General features: G+C 71.8%; 12 protein-coding genes, 1 tRNA gene and 2 pseudogenes. 8 read left to right on the forward strand and 7 right to left on the reverse strand.

Features of this window, described 5'->3' with window-relative positions:
• Positions 1 to 16: 16 nt before the first annotated feature.
• The 3 genes and pseudogenes from DRB89_RS41725 to corA form a co-directional block, all read right to left on the reverse strand.
• Complete coding sequence (locus DRB89_RS41725; protein ID WP_112451118.1) at positions 17 to 511, reverse strand: peptidylprolyl isomerase; 495 nt, start codon at positions 509 to 511, stop codon at positions 17 to 19.
• A gap of 169 nt (positions 512 to 680) precedes the next feature.
• Positions 681 to 1,997, reverse strand: a pseudogene (locus tag DRB89_RS46210) (PQQ-binding-like beta-propeller repeat protein); the annotation flags it as partial.
• 157 nt (positions 1,998 to 2,154) lie between these two features.
• Positions 2,155 to 3,237: a magnesium/cobalt transporter CorA gene (gene corA, locus DRB89_RS41735; RefSeq protein WP_112452051.1), complete on the reverse strand. Its 1,083-nt coding sequence runs from the start codon at positions 3,235 to 3,237 to the stop codon at positions 2,155 to 2,157.
• 168 nt (positions 3,238 to 3,405) lie between these two features.
• Between corA and DRB89_RS41740 the strand changes: the two genes are divergently transcribed.
• Positions 3,406 to 4,002, forward strand: coding sequence for a hypothetical protein (locus tag DRB89_RS41740; protein WP_162688961.1), 597 nt, complete (start codon positions 3,406 to 3,408; stop codon positions 4,000 to 4,002).
• Positions 4,003 to 4,219: 217 nt separating this feature from the next.
• Here the strand turns inward: DRB89_RS41740 and DRB89_RS41745 are convergent.
• Positions 4,220 to 4,292 (reverse strand) — tRNA-Ala (locus tag DRB89_RS41745).
• A 159-nt stretch (positions 4,293 to 4,451) separates the two neighbouring features.
• Between DRB89_RS41745 and DRB89_RS41750 the strand changes: the two genes are divergently transcribed.
• From DRB89_RS41750 to DRB89_RS41795, 7 genes and pseudogenes are all read left to right on the forward strand, one after another.
• A complete protein-coding gene (locus DRB89_RS41750; RefSeq protein ID WP_112449601.1) occupies positions 4,452 to 5,003 on the forward strand; it encodes a DNA-binding protein in 552 nt (183 codons plus the stop codon).
• Positions 5,004 to 5,053: 50 nt separating this feature from the next.
• Positions 5,054 to 5,944, forward strand: a pseudogene (locus DRB89_RS41755) (serine/threonine-protein kinase); the annotation flags it as partial.
• A gap of 2,324 nt (positions 5,945 to 8,268) precedes the next feature.
• Complete coding sequence (locus tag DRB89_RS45735) at positions 8,269 to 8,646, forward strand: hypothetical protein (protein ID WP_239516685.1); 378 nt, start codon at positions 8,269 to 8,271, stop codon at positions 8,644 to 8,646.
• Positions 8,643 to 9,611, forward strand: a complete 969-nt coding sequence (locus DRB89_RS41780) for a complex I subunit 1 family protein (RefSeq protein ID WP_112452133.1) — start codon at positions 8,643 to 8,645, stop codon at positions 9,609 to 9,611. The genes DRB89_RS45735 and DRB89_RS41780 overlap by 4 nt, the downstream gene beginning before the upstream one ends.
• A complete protein-coding gene (locus DRB89_RS41785; protein ID WP_112463792.1) occupies positions 9,612 to 11,768 on the forward strand; it encodes a bifunctional aspartate transaminase/aspartate 4-decarboxylase in 2,157 nt (718 codons plus the stop codon).
• A gap of 394 nt (positions 11,769 to 12,162) precedes the next feature.
• On the forward strand, positions 12,163 to 12,927 hold the full coding sequence (locus tag DRB89_RS41790; RefSeq protein ID WP_112453012.1) for an SDR family oxidoreductase: 765 nt from the start codon (positions 12,163 to 12,165) through the stop codon (positions 12,925 to 12,927).
• Positions 12,924 to 14,327, forward strand: a complete 1,404-nt coding sequence (locus DRB89_RS41795; RefSeq protein ID WP_239516687.1) for a long-chain fatty acid--CoA ligase — start codon at positions 12,924 to 12,926, stop codon at positions 14,325 to 14,327. The genes DRB89_RS41790 and DRB89_RS41795 overlap by 4 nt, the downstream gene beginning before the upstream one ends.
• On the opposite strand, the gene DRB89_RS41800 is transcribed toward DRB89_RS41795, so the two are convergent.
• The 3 genes from DRB89_RS41800 to DRB89_RS41810 all read right to left on the reverse strand — a co-directional run bounded on the left by DRB89_RS41800 (position 14,209) and on the right by DRB89_RS41810 (position 17,759).
• Positions 14,209 to 15,117, reverse strand: a complete 909-nt coding sequence (locus DRB89_RS41800) for an STAS domain-containing protein (protein WP_162688962.1) — start codon at positions 15,115 to 15,117, stop codon at positions 14,209 to 14,211. The genes DRB89_RS41795 and DRB89_RS41800 overlap by 119 nt on opposite strands.
• Before the next feature lie 179 nt (positions 15,118 to 15,296).
• Positions 15,297 to 15,536 (reverse strand): hypothetical protein, encoded by a 240-nt coding sequence (locus DRB89_RS41805; RefSeq protein WP_112452037.1) that lies wholly within the window; start codon positions 15,534 to 15,536, stop codon positions 15,297 to 15,299.
• A 348-nt stretch (positions 15,537 to 15,884) separates the two neighbouring features.
• Entirely contained in the window at positions 15,885 to 17,759 is a 1,875-nt protein-coding gene (locus DRB89_RS41810; protein ID WP_112463793.1) for a glyoxal oxidase, read from the reverse strand.
• Positions 17,760 to 17,812 lie beyond the last annotated feature (53 nt).

The raw sequence follows: 17,812 nt of genomic DNA on the forward strand, positions 1-17,812 counted from the left end.
GCGGGCGGGGTGGGGATCAGGCCTCGACGACGCCGGAGGCCGCGACCTCGATCTTGCCGCGCGTGGAGCCCGAGGGGGTGCCGAGCTTCTCGATCTGGTCGACGAGCTCCGTGCCCTCGACGACCTCGCCGAAGACGACGTGCTTGCCGTCGAGCCACGGGGTGACGACCGTGGTGATGAAGAACTGCGAGCCGTTGGTGTTGCGGCCGGCGTTCGCCATCGAGAGCAGGTACGGGCGGGTGTGCTTCAGCTCGAAGTTCTCGTCGGCGAACTTCTCGCCGTAGATGCTCTTGCCGCCCGTGCCGTTCTGCCGGGTGAAGTCGCCGCCCTGCAGCATGAACTGCGGGATGACGCGGTGGAACGGGGAACCCGCGTAGCCGAAGCCGTGCTGGCCGGTGGCGAGCTCGCGGAAGTTCTGGGCGGTCTTCGGGACGACCTCGTCGAAGAGGTTGAAGACGATGCGGCCGGCGGGCTGGCCGTCGATGGTGATGTCGAAGAATACGTTGCTCATGGGGTCCATCCTGTCACTCCCGGTGTGCTGCGCGACCCGGAGGGGGCCATGACGCGACCCCCGGACGGCTCAGCGGCGGCCCCCGTACGGCTCCGCGACGGCTCCGCGGAAGCTCCACCGCAGCTCAGCCGCGGCCCGGGTCCCGGCCCGCTCCCGGCCCGGTCCCGGCTCAGCCGCCCGTACGGGTACCCGTGCCCTTGGCGGCGTCGAGGGCGTACACGCAGCGGTCCTTGCTGCACGCGTAGACCACGCCCGCCTCGGCCACCGGGGCCCCGGTGATCTCCCCGCCCGTGGCCAGCTTCCAGCGGAGCTGGCCGCCCGCCGCGTCGAGGGTGTACAGGCAGTGGTCGGCCGAACCGAAGTGGACCCGGCCGTCCGCGACCGCGGGCGAGCCGGTGATCTCGCCGCCCGCCGCGAACCGCCACTTCGGGGTGCCGGTGACCGCGTCGAGCGTGTACACCGCGCTGCCCGCGCCCAGGTGGACGTTGCCGGCGGCCACGATGACCGGGTCCGCCGACGGGCGGGGCTCGGTGGCGATGCGCCAGCGGTCCTTGCCGGTGGCCGCGTCCAGGGCGTACACGGTGCCCAGGTAGTCGGCGAGGTAGACGCCGCCGCCCGTGACGGCCGCGCCGGGCGCGAAGGCCGGGGGCGCCAGGAACACGGCGGGGGCCTCGAAGTGCCAGCGGACCCGGCCGGAGGCCCGGTCGATGGAGATCACCCGGGTGCCCGCGCAGACGTAGACGTTGCCGTCCGCCGCCGGTGCGACGCGCACCGGCACGTTTCCGCAGGAGCCCGCGTCGCCGACCGGGTAGGACCAGGACTCGCGGCCGGAGCGGGCGTCCAGGGCGCGCAGCCGCGCGTCCTGCCACACGTACACCGTGCCGTCGTGCAGGACGGGCGCCGCCTCGGTGGTCTCGAAATCGCTCTGCGCGCCCGTGAGCTCCCACAGCTTGTGGCCGCTGGAGGCCTCCCAGGCCTGTACTCCGCCGCCGCGCGTGGCGGTGACCACGGTGCCCCGGTCGGCGCGCAGCGCGTAGACCCAGGCGTCGGTGGACAGGCGCCAGCGCTCGGAGCCGTCGCCGGCGTCGAGGGAGGGGCCGTCGGAGGCGTGGATGCGGCCGTCGGCGACGGCCATGGACCAGGCGACGTCGCGGGTCTTGAACTGGCGGCGGCCGCTGGCCACGTCCAGGGCGTGGACCTCGAAGGAGGTGACGTACAGCAGGTCGCCGGCGACGGTCGGGGTGCCCCAGACCTCGTTGGACATGCGGAAGCGCCAGGGCCGCCAGCGTCCGCTGTCCGGTGCCGGGCCGGCGGGCCCGGGTACGGAGGGGACGGGCGCGGGGCCGACCACCGAGCCGCCGCCGGGCGGGCGGATCCAGCCGGTCGCCGAGTCCGCGGCGGCGGCGTGGGCGGGCGCGGCGGCGGAGGCCTGCGGGCCGGGGCCGATCGGGACCGCGGAGCCGCCGAGGCGGACGGGCTCGCCGGAGGGAGCCATCCTGGCCCCCAGCCACATTGCTGCCTGGCTCGTGGGCTCGGGGATGGGGATAAGAGACAGTTCCCCTGCCCCATGCCTGACCTGCCCGTTCGTCGTCATCGCGCGCCAATAGCGGGACCCTACCCGGCATCGGCGGGGCGGCTCGCGCTCAGAGCCAGCCGTTGCGCCGGAATCCCCGGTGGATCACGAAGCAGGCGACGGCCATCACGCCGATGACGAAGGGGTACCCGTAAGTCCAGTGCAGTTCCGGCATGTTGTCGAAGTTCATGCCGTACACCCCGCAGACCATCGTCGGGACGGCGACGATGGCCGCCCATGCGGTGATCTTGCGCATGTCCTCGTTCTGGGCGACGGTCACCTGCGCGAGATGGGCCTGGAGGATGGAGTCGAGGAGGGCGTCGTACGCGCCGATCTGGTCGGTGGCGCGGGTGAGGTGGTCGGCGACGTCGCGGAAGTAGGTGCGCATCTCCGGCGGGATGACCGGTATCGGCAGCGTGCTCAGCTGCTGGAGCGGCCGGCTCAGCGGGGCCACCGCCCGCCGCAGTTCCAGCAGTTCGCGCTTGAGCTGGTAGATCCGGCCCGCGTCGCCGCGCCCGCCGTGCTCGCTGAACACCATGGTCTCGACGGCGTCTATGTCGTTCTGCACGGCGTCCGTGACGGCCACGTACTCGTCGACCACGTGGTCGGCGATCGCGTGCAGGACGGCGACCGGCCCCTTGGCGAGGTGGTCGGGGGTGGCTTCCAGCTCCTCGCGGACCGATCCGAGGGTGCCGCGGCCCCCGTGCCGGATGGTGATGACGAAGTCGGCGCCGGCGAAGGCCATGAGCTCGCCGCCCTCGACGACATCGCTGGTGGCGGTCAGCTCCTCGTGCTCCACGTAGCGCACGGTCTTGAGCACCGCGAAGAGGGTCTCGTCGTAGCGCTCGATCTTGGGCCGCTGGTGCGCGTGGACCGCGTCCTCGACGGCGAGCGGATGCAGGCCGAACAGCTCGGCGAGTCCGGCGAGCTCGGTCTGCGAGGGCTCGTGGAGGCCGATCCAGACGAAGCCGTCGCCCGTCTTGCGGACCAGGCGCAGCGCCTCGGCGGCGTCGGCGCAGCCGTCCTGGCGCACGCCGTTCCGGTAGACGATGCAGTTGACGACGGCGCTGCCGAGCGGAGAGCGCGCCGGGTGGCTGAGGTCGACGGTGCGCCGGTAGCCGCGGCGCACGGCCCGGCGCAGGTTGCTGAACATGGACAACGACGTACTCCCCTTCGGCGGATCAGCGGCCAGTGTGCCACCGGACCGGCCGCGGCCCGGCCGTGGGCCGGTGGCGGGTCGGCGCGGGTATGCGCGGGTCGGCGCCGGCCGGTCCGCGGAAACGTTTGTGCGGTCCGTGGGCCCGGCCCCTATGCTGCCGCGGTGACCACACCGCCCGGCAGACCCGTGCCCCGCCGCACCGCCCGTGAACGGCGTGCGCTGATCGCGTTCGTCGCGATCTCCATGCTCATCGTCGCCGGCCTGTCCCTCGCGGCGTGGAAGCACTGGCAGCGCACCCACCCGGGCGACTTCGGCGCCGAGCCCCACCACTGCGAGCTGGTGACGCCGGAGACCGTCCACCGGCTGGTGCCCACGTCCTACGGCGGCCGCGAGGGCCGGGGCTCGTGCAGCTGGTCCGCCCCGCGCGAGGAGAGCCCGACCCGGGCAGGGATCTTCCTGCAGTCCTCCGTCCTCACCGAGGACCTCGCCGCAGAGGATCTCCGCGAGGAGCGCGGGAAGACCCTGGGCTGGGAGAAGACCTCCCCCGAGGACGTCACGGCCATCGGCGACGAGGCGTTCGTCCGCTCGCGGACGGAGAACCCCGAACGCCCCGCCGCGGCGCAGGTCTGCTTCCGGCTCAGCAACATGGTCGTCCGCGTCACCTACACCCGTGCCGACACCGACCGCGAGGCCGCGCGCGCCGGAGCCGTCGACGCGGCGCGCGAGGCCGCCGACCATCTCAGGGCTTCCGTGCGCTGAGGCCGGGGGGCGCCGGGGGCCGGCGGCCCCCGGCCTCAGCGCACGGACCACTGAGTTGCGCCCGGCGTAGGTCGTCGGCAGCGTAAGATATGTATAAGAGGAAGACCGGGACCGCCCGCCCCCCCGATCCGCATGCCGCGCGCACCCGCGCGCACCCGCGCGCATGAAAAATGCCCCCTGCCACTGCGTTTCCGCAGGTCAGGGGGCATTCAGTATGTGGAGCCTAGGAGATTCGAACTCCTGACATCTGCCTTGCAAAGGCAGCGCTCTACCAACTGAGCTAAGGCCCCGGATCCGGACGTGGTTCTCCCCGGGGAGGGGGAGGCCGTTCCGAAGGACAGAGTACCGGGTGTACCCCCTCATCTCGCAAAATGATAGGGACTCCCGCCCCGCGACCACTCTCCGTAAGATGCTCGCGAGGTTCGCACCAGCGAAGGGGAGTAGTAAGAGTGGACGCAGTACAGCAAGAGGCTACGGCCAGAGCCCGGGAACTCCAGCGCAGTTGGTACGGGGAGCCGCTCGGCGCGCTCTTCCGCCGGCTCATAGATGACCTCGGCTTGAACCAGGCCCGCCTCGCTGCCGTCCTCGGGCTGTCGGCGCCGATGCTGTCCCAGCTGATGAGCGGACAGCGTGCCAAGATCGGCAACCCCGCCGTGGTCCAGCGGGTGCAGGCCCTCCAGGACCTGGCCGGCCAGGTGGCCGACGGGAGCGTCAGCGCGGCGGAGGCGACCGACCGGATGGACGAGATCAAGAAGACCCAGGGAGGTTCCGTCCTCAGCAACAGCAGCAGCCAGTCCGCCACCGGCTCCGGCGCACCCACCGTCAAGCGCGTGGTCCGCGAGATCCAGTCGCTGCTGCGCTCGGTCTCGGCGGCCGGCGACATCATCGAAGCGGCGGACACCCTCGCCCCCAGCCACCCGGAACTGGCAGAGTTCCTCCGGGTGTACGGAGCGGGCCGCACCTCCGACGCGGTCGCACACTACGAGGCACACCAGAACTGACGCGCCGCGCACGCAACGGACACAGCTGACGACGGGGGACGGGCGCAGCAATGGGTGAGATCTTCGCCGGCCGGTACGAACTGATCGACCCGATCGGGCGTGGCGGCGCAGGCGCCGTATGGCGTGCCTGGGACCACCGGCGCCGCCGGTACGTCGCAGCGAAGGTCCTCCTGCAGAGCGATGCCCACACCCTGCTGCGGTTCGTCCGCGAGCAGGCGCTGCGGATCGATCACCCTCACGTACTGGCCCCGGCCAGCTGGGCGGCGGACGACGACAAGGTCCTGTTCACCATGGACCTCGTCGCCGGCGGTTCCCTCGCCCACGTGATCGGGGACTACGGGGCCCTGCCGCCCCGGTTCGTGTGCACACTGCTCGACCAGCTCCTGTCGGGTCTGGCGGCGGTGCACGCGGAAGGCGTCGTGCACCGCGACATCAAACCGGCCAACATCCTGATGGAGGCCACTGGAACCGGGCGGCCGCACCTGCGGCTGTCCGACTTCGGCATCGCCATGCGCAAGGGCGAGCCCCGGCTGACCGAGACCGCCTTCGTGGTCGGCACGCCGGGCTATCTCGCGCCCGAACAACTCCTCGGGGCCGAACCCGACTTCACCGCGGACCTGTTCGCCGTCGGGCTGGTCGGCCTCTACCTCCTGAAGGGCACCAAGCCCGACTCCCGGGCCCTCGTGGAGCACTTCTTCGCCCACGGGACCCCCGCCGCCCCCGAGGGCGTCCCCGCCCCGCTCTGGGACGTCCTGGCCGCACTGCTCCAGCCCGACCCCCAGAGCAGGTTCAAGACGGCCACAGGGGCGCGCAAGGCCCTCACCGAGGCCGTCGAGCTGCTACCGCCGCCCGCCCCGGACGAGGTCCCGGTGGAGGTCTTCGACCAACTGGGCCCGGTCCCGGCCGGTTTCGCCCCCCGGGGACCGCAGGACGCGCCGCGCGACGTGCCGTACGCGGCTCCGCGCGAAGCCGCGTACGAGGCCACGCGCACGGCCGCCACTCCCACCGGCCCGACCGCGCCCACTGGTCCCACCGTGCCCGCGCAGCCCTCGAGCGCACCCGCACCCGCGGTGGCCGTGGTGGCGGTGGTGGTGGTTGCGGTGGTCGTGGTGTGGAGGGGGATGACCGCGTTGTTGCTGACGCGTTCGATGGTGGCGAGGTAGTCGTGGGGGAGGTGGCGGAGGTTCTGCTGGAGGGTGCTCGCCATGAGGCCTTCGGTGCGGACGGCACTGGCCCGGTCGTTGCGGCGGAAGAGGTGGGGGTCGGTCTCCTGGGTGTCGGCGTATTCGTCGGCGAGGCCGAGGTAGTGGAGGAGTTCGTGGGTGAGGGTGGCGTCGCTGTGGTGGGTGTCCCAGTGGAGTTGGTCGGCTCGGCCGGGGTTCGGATTCGCGGTGAGGGTGACGGCTTCGCCGTGGTCCGGGGCGTGGATGAATTCGGCGGTGATACGGAGTTGGTCGCCGCTTTCGGGCAGGCGGTAGCCGGAGTTGGTGTGCGTGTCGAGGATCTTCTGGGCCTGCTCCTGGTGCCGGGTGAGGTCGGTGGTGGTGAGACCGTCGGCGAGTTTGAAGGGGAGCGTGATGAAGAAGTGGCGGACCGTGCGGCCGTCGGCGAGCTGCTCACGCCGTACGTTGGTGCGGATGAGGGTGACGGACCCGTCGAGGTGACCGGGGCGGGGGTTCAACTGGCGGAGTTTCGGGTCGAAGCGCTCGGTGTGGACCGCGGCGGTCCTCGCTCCGTGGAAGGCGCGCAGTTCCCGCGCGGCGACGGCCCGGGTGACGAACTCGCCCCGCCGGCGCCCGCCCGGCGTGCCGGCGGCGGGCCGCGTGGAGTCCGGGCCCGCGTCGGGAGCTGCTGCCGTACGCGTGCCTCCACCACGGCGGTCCGTACGGTCCTGCCCGCGCGAACCGGGCTTCGGGCCGGCTGATCCCCCGTCCCTCGTACCGGACTTCGTCGACGGGCCCGGAGCCCCGTCGTCCGTGGAGACCGTCCCCGCGCCGGCCACCGCGACCCAGCCCGTGCGGGCCTGCCAGCGGACGTGGAGCGGCGTCGCGGTGGACGTGGAGGGCCCGAAGCGCGCGGTCGTCCCGTCGGGTCCGGTGACCTCCAGGGGGCGTGCGAGTTCATCCGCGTACAGGTTCAACAGGAAGGTCGCGGCGCCGTCGAGCGCGAAGGTGCCCGTGGTCGACCGGCTCGATCCGGGGGTCAGGGGCGGGTCGATGTAGTGGTCGAGGGTGTGGGCCATCGGGTGGACGCGGCCGGTGAAGAGGCGGGTGGACAGGTCCTCCACCGTCAGGCCGTGCTCTGCCGCTCGTGCGATCAGCGCGCGGGCGGCCGGGGTGGACCGGTGCTCCCCTTGAAGCTGACGGAGCATCCGCCGGATGTCGGGGTGGGTGTCGGGGCGGCGCCCCGGTACCGGCGGCGCGGGGGCGTCGGTAGCGGTGTCCCCGGCGGCCCGGGCGAGCGCCGTCGTGAGCGCTCCGAAGAAGGATTCCGGCCGAGCGGTCAGCACCTGGGGCGCGTCTTCGGCGAGGTAGGTCGCGGCCACCTCGTGGAAGGTGCGTTGGAGGACGCCCTCGTCCGTGGTGTACAGCAGGTTCATCGTGTGCAGCCGGGGCAGATGGCGCGACAGTCCGAACTCGACGGCGCCATCGGGTCGCGTGCCCTCGGTGGGCGACAGCGACAGCGTGCTCTGGAGGGCCATCGCCTCGAAGGCGTCGAGACCCGCGACGGTGTTGAGCGAGTCCGTACGGAGCAGTTCCCCGGAGTCGCGGAGGGCGGAGAGCTGGTCGTACTTCGCCGCCTTGGTGGCGGGACTCGGCTCGTGGAAGAGCCTCGTGTACGGGATGGGGTTGAGGTGGCTCTGCTGGATCTTGAGCAGGTGCCGGGGCACCGCGGCGTCGGAGGAGTCCTCCTTGAGCGCCGTCTGGCGACGGGACTTGAGCATGCTGAAGTAGAGACGGGACAGGTCGGTCTGCGTGGCGGCGTCGTTGATGTCGATGACGAACGCCGTGCCCCGCACCGAGGGGCGCAGGCTCTCGGCGGCGATCTCCAGGCGGGTCGCCGGGGGAGGGGTGGGGGACATGAATCGCATCGAAATCGGCATGGAACCGTTCAAGTTGAGTAAACACCCCCAACTCCGCGATCCGTGCACGGAAGGCTCGTGGCCGACGGCGGGGCCGGCCCGACCCGTGCGGGAGAAGGTGGAACGGGGCAGCCCGAGGGTTGGAACGGCACCAGGGACGGGGGGGGCGGCCTGGCGGTCCCCATGGCGTGGCCTCACCCGGAGGACACCCCCGACGAACTCCCGCGCACGGGCTGCTTGATCCCGGCCACCACCCTGGCTTCTCGGCCGGGGGCCGCCGCCGCGCGCCCGCCCCGCCGTACCCGCTCCGCGTCCGACGGCTCGGCGAGCCAGGCCGCCGAACCCGCGCCGGAGGCGGCGAAGCGGTCCGGGCCCCGGAGCACGGACGCGCCCTGGCACGACCCGAAGCCCGCCTTCGACGAGCCGCCGGCCGACACCGCCGTCGCCGCCGACCCGGCCGACACCGCCGGGCCCGGCGAGAAGGCCGGCTCCGCCGACCCCGTCGGCCCCGTCGAGACCGACGGCGACCCGACCACAGACCCCACCGGAGGCACCGCGTGAACGACGTCCTCGACGTCGCCCTGCGGCTGATCGTCGTCTTCGCCGTCTTCCTCGTGCTCCCGCTCGTCATCGGGCAGACCGAGCACAAGGTGATGGCCCACATGCAGGGCCGCCTCGGCCCCATGTACGCCGGCGGCTTCCACGGCTGGGCCCAGCTCGTCGCCGACGGGGTCAAGTTCGCGCAGAAGGAAGACATCGTCCCGGCCAACGCCGACCGCCGCGTCTTCCAGCTCGCCCCCGCCGTCGCCCTCCTCCCGTACCTCCTGGTCCTCATCGCCATCCCCATCGGCCCGGGCAAGGGCGCGGTCGGCCAGGTCATCGACGCCGGAATCTTCTACGTGCTCGCCGTCATGGGCATCGGAGTGCTCGGCTCGCTCATGGCCGGCTGGGCCTCCGCCAACAAGTTCTCCATGCTCGGAGGCCTCCGCACCGCCGCGCAGCTGCTCGCCTACGAGCTCCCCATGCTGCTCGCGGCGGCCTCGGTCGCCATGGCCGCCGGGACCGTCTCCCTCCCCGGCATCGTCGGCGCCTTCGAGTGGTGGTGGCTGCCCTGGCAGATCGTCGGCGGGCTCGTCTTCTTCACCGCCGGCCTCGCCGAACTCCAGCGGCCCCCCTTCGACATGCCCGTCGCCGACTCCGAGATCATCTTCGGCGCGTACACGGAGTACACCGGCCTGCGCTTCGCGCTGTTCCTGCTCGCCGAGTACGCGGGCATCGTCGTCCTCTGCGCCCTCACCACCGTCCTCTTCCTGGGCGGCTGGCACGGCCCCTTCGGCGGCGACGACTTCGGCTGGGCCTGGACCCTGATCAAGATCGCCGCGCTCGCCTTCGTGGTGATCTGGCTCCGCGTGTCCTACCCCCGACTGCGCGAGGACCAGCTGCAGAAGCTGGCCTGGACCGTGCTCATCCCGCTCGCGCTCGCCCAGATCGCGCTCACCGGCATCGTGAAGGTGGCGATCCAGTAAATGCCCCCCATCCCCGGATCCGGTCTCGCCAAGGGCCTGGCCGTGACGCTGCGCACGATGACGAAGCGCTCGCACACCGCCCAGTACCCCGACGTGCAGCCCGAACTCCCGCCGCGCTCGCGCGGGGTCATCGGCCTGTTCGAGGAGAACTGCACGGTCTGCATGCTGTGCGCGCGCGAGTGCCCCGACTGGTGCATCTACATCGACTCCCACAAGGAGACGGTGCCGGCCGCCGCCCCCGGCGGGCGTGAGCGCAGCCGCAACGTCCTCGACCGCTTCGCCATCGACTTCTCCCTCTGCATGTACTGCGGCATCTGCATCGAGGTGTGCCCCTTCGACGCGCTCTTCTGGTCGCCGGAGTTCGAGTACGCCGAGACCGACATCCACGAGCTCACCCACGAGCGCGACAAGCTGCGCGAGTGGATGTCGGTCTCGGCGTACTCGAACTCCGGCGACCAGAAGGCTCCGAACCCGCCCCTCGACGCAAAGGAAACCACCGTGCCGGAGACCACCTTCAGCCGCGAGGAGATCCAGTCCTTCGCGCAGCTCAGCCCCTTCGAGCTGAAGGACAAGTTCATTCAGCTCGCCACCGCCGCCCAGGCCGACAAGCCGGGCCAGAAGGACACGACCGCGCGCGCCATGCTCAACGCGGGCCGCGGCAACCCGAACTGGATCGCCACCGGACCGCGCGAGGCCTTCTACGCGCTGGGCTACTTCGCCCTGGAGGAGTCCCGGCGGGTGTGGACCGCCGACAACCTCGGCGGGATGCCGGAGAAGAAGGGCATCGGGGACCGGTTCGAATCGTGGACGCGGCGCCACCCGGACCTGCCGGGCGTGGAGATGCTGGCCGCCTGCGTCCAGTACGCGCTCTCGCGCTGGCCGTTCGACAAGGACGCCTTCGTGCACGAGCTCACCGACTCCATCACCGGTGACAACTACCCGGTCCCGGACCGGATGCTGAAGCACGCGGAGCAGATCGTGCGCGGGTACGTGGCGGACGAGATGTTCGACAAGCGGCCGCCCGAGGGCAACAACCTGTCGCTGTTCGCCACCGAGGGCGGCACCGCCGCCATGTGCTACATCTTCGACTCCCTGATGAAGAACGGGATCCTGCGCAAGGGCGACAAGATCGCCCTGATGACACCGGTGTTCACCCCGTACATCGAGATCCCCGAGCTCGACACCTTCGAGTTCGAGGTCGTCAACGTCTCCGCGAGCCTGTTCACCGAGACCGGGGTCCGGCAGTGGCGCTACCCGCAGGAGGAGGTGGCCAAGCTGGCCGACCCCTCGGTGAAGCTCGTCTGCCTGGTCAACCCGAGCAACCCGCCCTCGCTCGCCCTGAGCGAGCGGGTGGCGAACCAGATCAAGGACATCGTCGCCACCAGCAACCCGAACCTGCTGATCGTCACGGACGACGTGTACGGCACCTTCGTGCCCGGCTTCCGCTCCATCGCCGCCGACCTGCCGCGCAACACGCTGCTCGTGTACTCGTACTCCAAGCACTACGGGTGCACGGGCTGGCGGCTCGGCGTCATCGGCCTGCACGACGACAACGTCATCGACGCGATGATCGCGGCGTTCCCCCAGGACCAGAAGGACCGGCTCGCCAAGCGGTACGGCACCCTGACCCTGGAGCCGGAGAAGATCCGCTTCATCGACCGGCTCGTCGCGGACTCCCGGTCGGTGGCCCTCAACCACACGGCCGGCCTCTCGCTGCCGCAGCAGACGATGATGACGCTCTTCTCGCTCTTCGACATGCTGGACGAGGGCCAGGCGTACAAGGAGCGCATCCGGCAGATCGTCCACCGCAGGCTCGACCTCCTGCTGGAGGGCGCCCAGATGAAGATCTCCGACGACGACAAGCGGGCCGGGTACTACATCGAGCTCGACCTGCTGGCCGAGGCGGAGCGGGTGCACGGCAAGGACTTCGCGGACTTCCTGGAGAAGAACTACGAACCGGTCGACCCGCTGTTCCGCCTCGCCGAACAGACCTCGGTGGTCCTCCTCAACGGCGGCGGCTTCGACGGCCCCCAGTGGTCGGTCCGCGTCTCGCTGGCCAACCTCGACGACCTGGACTACCTGAAGATCGGCCACCACCTGCGCCAGATCTTCAACGACTACGCGAGCGAGTGGGAGCGCGCGAAGGCCTCCGGCTGAGCCCGCCCGGCCCGGGCCGGCGGTGCCCGCCGGATCACGGCGGGCACCCCAGGGGGGTGGCTCAGCGGCCGATCACGGGGTAGTGGTCGCTCATGAAGATGCCCCGGTCCTTTGCCTTTGCGGAGACGGTGGGCCGGGGCGTCGTCATGTCCGACCGCGGTGGGAGGTGGAAGGACGACCGTTCGGCCTGCTGGGGGCAGGGCCGGGCGGTGGTCTACTACACCGGCGGGCGGCCAGGGGTCGGGGTACGGGGCCGCCCCGGCCAGACCCAGCAACCCGCGTCGCGTCAGCGTCATCGCGCCAAAGTAGGGCTCCGCACCCTTCCGCCAGGACATACCGACTGGTTAGTCTGCCGGGATCCGGCATTCGGCAGCAGGCCACGAAGGGTGGACCCGTGAACGCGTTCCAGGACCAGCGAGTCGTCGTCACCGGCGCGGGCGGCGGCATCGGCGCGGCCCTCGCCCACCGCTTCGCCGCCGAGGGGGCCACGGTCGTGGTCAACGACCTCGACCCCGCCAAGGCCGCCGCCGTCGCCGGCGCGATCGGCGCCCGCGCCATCGCCGTGCCCGGCGACGCCTCGGCCGTCGTCGAGGAGGCCCGCGAGGCCCTCGGCGGCACGGTCGACGTCTACTGCGCCAACGCCGGACTGGCCTCCGGCGGCGACGCCTTCGCGGAGGAGGCCGTCTGGGAGGCCGCCTGGGACACCAACGTCATGGCCCACGTCCGCGCGGCCAGGCTGCTGCTGCCCGACTGGCTGGAGCGCGAGAGCGGCCGCTTCGTCTCCACCGTCTCGGCCGCCGGACTGCTCACCATGATCGGGGCGGCCCCGTACAGTGTCACCAAGCACGGCGCGCTCGCCTTCGCGGAATGGCTCTCGCTCACCTACCGCCACCGCGGGCTCCAGGTCCACGCCATCTGCCCGCAGGGGGTCCGGACCGACATGCTCACCGCCGCCGGATCGGCGGGCGAGCTGGTCCTCGCGCCGACCGCGATCGAGCCCGAAGCGGTCGTGGACGCCACGTTCGACGGCATGGAGAAGGGCCGGTTCTTGATCCTCCCGCACCCCGAGGTCGCGGACTTCTACGCCGCCCGCGCCACCGAACCGGACCGCTGGCTCAGCGGCATGAACCGGCTGCAGCGCACCTGGGAGGCCCGGTGACCGCGTCCCCCGCAAAAGTCCCGGCCGAGGCCCCTTCCGAGGTCCCTTCCCCCTACGGCGCGAAGCCCTGGCTCGCACGGCTCAGCCCCGCGCAGCGGGCGCCCGTCACGCCCCCGCCCAGCGTCCTGCACGCCTTCCGGGCCGCCGTCGGCCGCGCCCCGGAGCGCACCGCGCTCGCCTACTTCGACGGCCGCCTGCGCTACGCCGAGGCCGACGCGCTCTCCGACTCCCTCGCCGGCCACCTCGCGGAGCGGGGCATATCCCGCGGGGACCGGGTCGCGGTCATGCTCCAGAACACCCCGCACTTCGTCCTCGCCGTCCTGGCCGCCTGGAAGGCCGGGGCGGTCGTGGTCCCGCTCAACCCGATGTACAAGTCCGGCGAGGCGGCCCACATCCTGCGCGACTCCGGCGCCGCCGCCCTCGTCTGCGACGCCCGCGCCTGGTCGGCGTACCTGCGCGAAGCCGCGCGGGGGAGCGGCGTACGGACCGTCCTGACCGCGTCCGACCTGGACTTCCAGACCCGAGACGACGTACGGGTCCTCGCGCCGGGCCGCCCGGAGCAGGCGGCCGACGCCGCCGATCTCGCCGCCGTGGCCCGCCGGGGCCGCCCGGCCCCGCCCGACCCGTGCCTGACGGCCGCCGACACCGCCCTCATCAGCTACACCTCCGGCACCAGCGGCGCCCCCAAGGGCGCCATGAACCCGCACGGCGCGCTCACCCACAACGCCGTGCGCCAGGTCACCGGCCACCCGCTCCCCGAGGGCGCCGGCTACTTCGCCCTCGCCCCGCTCTTCCACATCACCGGCATGGTCTGCGAGCTCGCCGCCTGCTTCACCAACGCGGGCACCCTCGTCCTCGCCCACCGCTTCGACGCCGGCGTGGTCCTCGACGCCTTCCTCGAACACCGCCCCGCCTACACCGTGGGCCCCGCGACCGCCTTCATGGCGCTCGCCGCCCACCCCGAAGCCACCGCGGACCACTTCGCCTCCTTCCAGGTCGTCTCCTCCGGCGGTGCCCCGCTCCAGGATGTGTATAAGGGACAGGGTCGCGGAGTTCTGCGCGGAGGGAACGGGCGGGTCGGCAGGAGAGGCCACGGGGGGATCCATTCAGCGCGGGTGGAAGAGGAGCGGGGCGAATCCACGCAGCGGCTGCAGGGTTCCCCCGCCAGGGGGCACCGATGTGCGAACAGGCCGCGGACACCTCCGATCGGGCCCGGCACATCGGAGCGCCCCGGGAGAGGTCTCCTTGACGAACGTGCGCCTTTCCGTGCGGCGAAACGGCTCACAGCGGCGGCTGTGGGCGCATTGAGGCGCAGGTTTGGGCCAGGGCTGTCGCGGACTTCTCCCAGCCTTGTGCATCGGCGATCCCGATGGCCCTGCGCAGCGCTGCCCGGTAGGTGAGGACTGCCCGTAGTTCCCGCGTCCGGCGTAGCCGTACGTAGCGGGAGAGGACGGGGAAGGCCCGGTGGGCACGGGTGACGGCGTCGGTGAGGCGGAGCGGGGCCGGCTGCCATCCGGTGGTCAGCAGCGCGGCGCCGTGCTCGTTGGCGCGTTGCTCCAGCGCGGCGAGGAACCGGAGGCCGCTCAGGTCCATGAACGGGACGTCCCGCAGGTCTACGACGATCGCCACCGTATGCGGAGCGACCACCGCCAGGAGGTCGGGACGGCACAGGAGGTCGAGTTCCCCGTGCAGGGTGACCAGGAGGGTGTCCCCGATGAGCTGAAGGTCCGCTCTGAAGTCCGTGGGTGTGCCCGCCCGCCCCGTGTCCGGCTCCGCGTTCTGGTCGGCAGCGGGCCGGCACACCGTACGGGAACGGCCCTGGGCAGGCCGGCTGCCGGGTCGGAAGAGGGCGGCGGTCTCCGTGAGCTCGAGCAGGCGGGCGGTGCGGCGGCTCGCGGCCCGGATCGTCAGCGGCCGGCCTTCGCCCTCAGCTTGGTGGCGGGCGCGCAAGAGCTCGTTCAGCCCGGAACAGTCGCAGAACGTGACCGCCGACATGTCCAGCGTGACCGCCCCCTCGTACGAACACAGGACCGTCGTGAGCACGCTCCGCAGGTGGAGGGAGTTGCAGAGGTCGATCTCTCCCCGGATGGTGACGATCACCCCGTCGACGCAGGGGTCCACGCCCAGGTACAGGCCCGGGGCCGCTGTCTGCTGCGGCGTGGGCGAGACGGGTGTGCAGGGGGGAGTCATGGGTTCTCCCGGCCGAGCCGAAGGAGGTATGCCCCGATGAGGCATACGTGACTGATTACAGGAAATCCTCATCGCATACTTGTGTCAAGGTGATCCGGTCCCACCGCCTGCGAGCAGGTTCTGGTGCTCCTCGCGACCCCGCTGGTCTTCCGTGTGCGCGGCTGCCGGCGGTGGCGTGCTCATGGCGAGGCGGATGGAGGGTGGAGAGCGAACAGGTCCCGGGTGCCGGTGGGCTGCAGCACCCGCGACGGCTGGTCGGGTACGCCGCGCAGCTCCGGGACGAGAACCAGCCCGCGCAGGTCGATTCCGGCAGTGGGCTCGGTGGCGGAAGGGCAGGTCTCGATGTCGACGTCGCCCGCTACGGCCACAACGGCCCGGCCGGTGTGCATGGTGACGTCGAAGTTCGGAGCGGGGCGCATGGTCTGATCCGCCGTTCGGATCGGAGCCCATTACGGTCGGCTCCCGGATTCGGGCGGAGAAGGCCGTCAAGCGCACGGCTGCAGAGGCCGTACAAAGCCGAGCGAGACCACCCGTACCCTCCGCCGGTCACCTGAGGTGACCGTGCGGCGACGCGGGGTCTCCCACCAGACCAGGCTGGTTCTCCTCGAGCGTGTCACGGTACTCGCCGGAATACCAGGCGGGACCCAGCCGTATGCGTGCTGCCTGGCCGGTACGGCCCACCGGGCCGGACACGAGTTCGTCACGCGGCTGATGCTCCCCAGTGGGGGCGGACGGCCAGAGGGGGTTCGTGAGAACGGTGGGGGCGCTCAGCGCAGCGGCGCGGCGGGGGTCCCCGCGTCGAGCTTGATCCGCTGCGCGACGCTGGGCACGCCTTTGGCGTCGAGGAGGAAGAGCATGTAGTGGCCGGGCGGCGCGGCGGCGGCGTTCGGCGGGGCCTGGAGGGTGAGGACGTTGCCCGCGCGCCGCTTGACGCGCAGCTCCAGGTGGCGCTGGCTGGTGTTGACCGCGTGCGTGGCGGTGGTGGGCGCCAGCAGCACGGCCCGCCTGACCTGGTCCGGCGTGCTCGTGGTGACCTCGAAGCGGGTGTTGTGGCCGAGCGGTCCGGCGGGCACCTTGTCGAGCACGGGGCGGGCGCCCTGGTGGAGGTAGGCGGGCTCGTAGATCTCGATGGTGCCGTTCATCTCGTCCGTGATGTCGGCGTCGTTGGCGAGCTGCTGGAGCTCGTCCCCGGTGACCATGACACGGCCGTCGGGGAGCACGAGGGCGTTGGAGTGGTAGCCGCGGGGCAGCCGCTGGGCGGGCCCGAGCTTCCAGTTGCCCTGCGCGTCGCGCAGCTCGAACTGGCGGTACTTCAGGTCTGCGTTGGGGTTCAGGACCCCGTTGCCGTAGTCGCGGATGTCGTATCCGCCGCTCGCCGTCAGCAGGGTCCCGTTCGGCATCAGCAGGGTGTTGTCCTGGGTGCGGCCGAAGGCCCGGGGCTTCTCGACGGTCCAGCGGCCCTCGGACAGCTTGTACGTGTTCGGGTCGTTGCGGTCGCCGCCGATGATCAGCGCCGAGTTGGGGCCCTCGTACCCGCCGGGCAGCGGCACGGCTCCCCCGTACACCCGGGAGGTGCCGTCGGGGCGGGCCGGGAGGTCGGTGCGGGACTCGTCGACGGGGTCGAAGGCCCATTGCTCGTCGTGGACCCGGCCGAGGCCGTAGACCAGGCCGTCGCGGAGCGAGAAGAGGTGCGGGTAGTCGCGGGTGAAGGGGGCCTTCGCCTTGAAGGGGCCGATCGGGAGGTCGCGGGGCACGTCCTTCTTCTCCCGGGGCACGGGGTGGCCCAGGGCGGGGAAGCGCTCCACGAGGGAGGTCGGCGTGCCCCAGCCCAGCTCGGACTGGCCGGACATGATGAGCTGGCGGCCGTCCGCCGCGGTCACCACGGAGGGGTACCAGCGACCGGTGGCCATGTCCTGGTTGCGGCTCCAGGTCTCGGTCCACGGGTCGAAGACGAGCGAGAGCTTGGCGCCGCTGCCGCCGTTGGCGCCGAGGTTGCCGCCGAACACGCCGAGCATGCCGTTGGGCAGGAAGGAGTGCCCGGAGCAGAAGAACGGCGCGGGGCGCGGCGAGTTGGTGCCGTCGGGCATGTCGACCACCGGCGGGGTGACCTTGGTGAAGGCGGCTGACCCGGTGCCCTTGGCCGGGTCCCAGAGGAAGGCCCGGCCGGCGTTCGAGGGTCCGATGATGTTGGTCGGGGCGGGTTCCTTCGTGGGGTTGGTCTCGATCCGCTCGAAGGAGAAGAGCAGCACCTTGCCGGTGGGCAGCAGGGCGATGTGCGCGGCGAAGTCCGGGGAGTCGAAGTACTCCTTGAAGGCTCCGTACACCTCAGGCCTGAACTCCGCGTTGCCCTCGGTCTGTGAGGCGGTGAGGGCCTTGAGGCGGGCCTTGCGGGTGGTGTCGGGGTAGTCGGCGGCGTCCCGCAGGGCGAGCCGGGTGCGGGCGTGCTCCTGCGCGTGGTCCTCGCCGAGGTTGCGCCGCTCGTCCGGGCTGACCTCGCGGCGCACCCGTTCTGGGGCGACGTGCGGCGCGAGGTGGGCGGATCCCGGGTCGTACGGTCCTTCGTGCGCGGCCGCGGGGGAAGCGGGGAGCAGGGTGAGGAGGGTGCCTGCGACCAGGGCGCGGGCGGCTCCGGGACGGGACATGGGTGAACCCTTACGGGGGGGGTCGTGTCCTAGACAGAGTTGAGGGCGGCGGG

The organism is Streptomyces sp. ICC4, from assembly GCF_003287915.1.
Lineage (GTDB): Bacteria > Actinomycetota > Actinomycetes > Streptomycetales > Streptomycetaceae > Streptomyces > Streptomyces tritrimontium.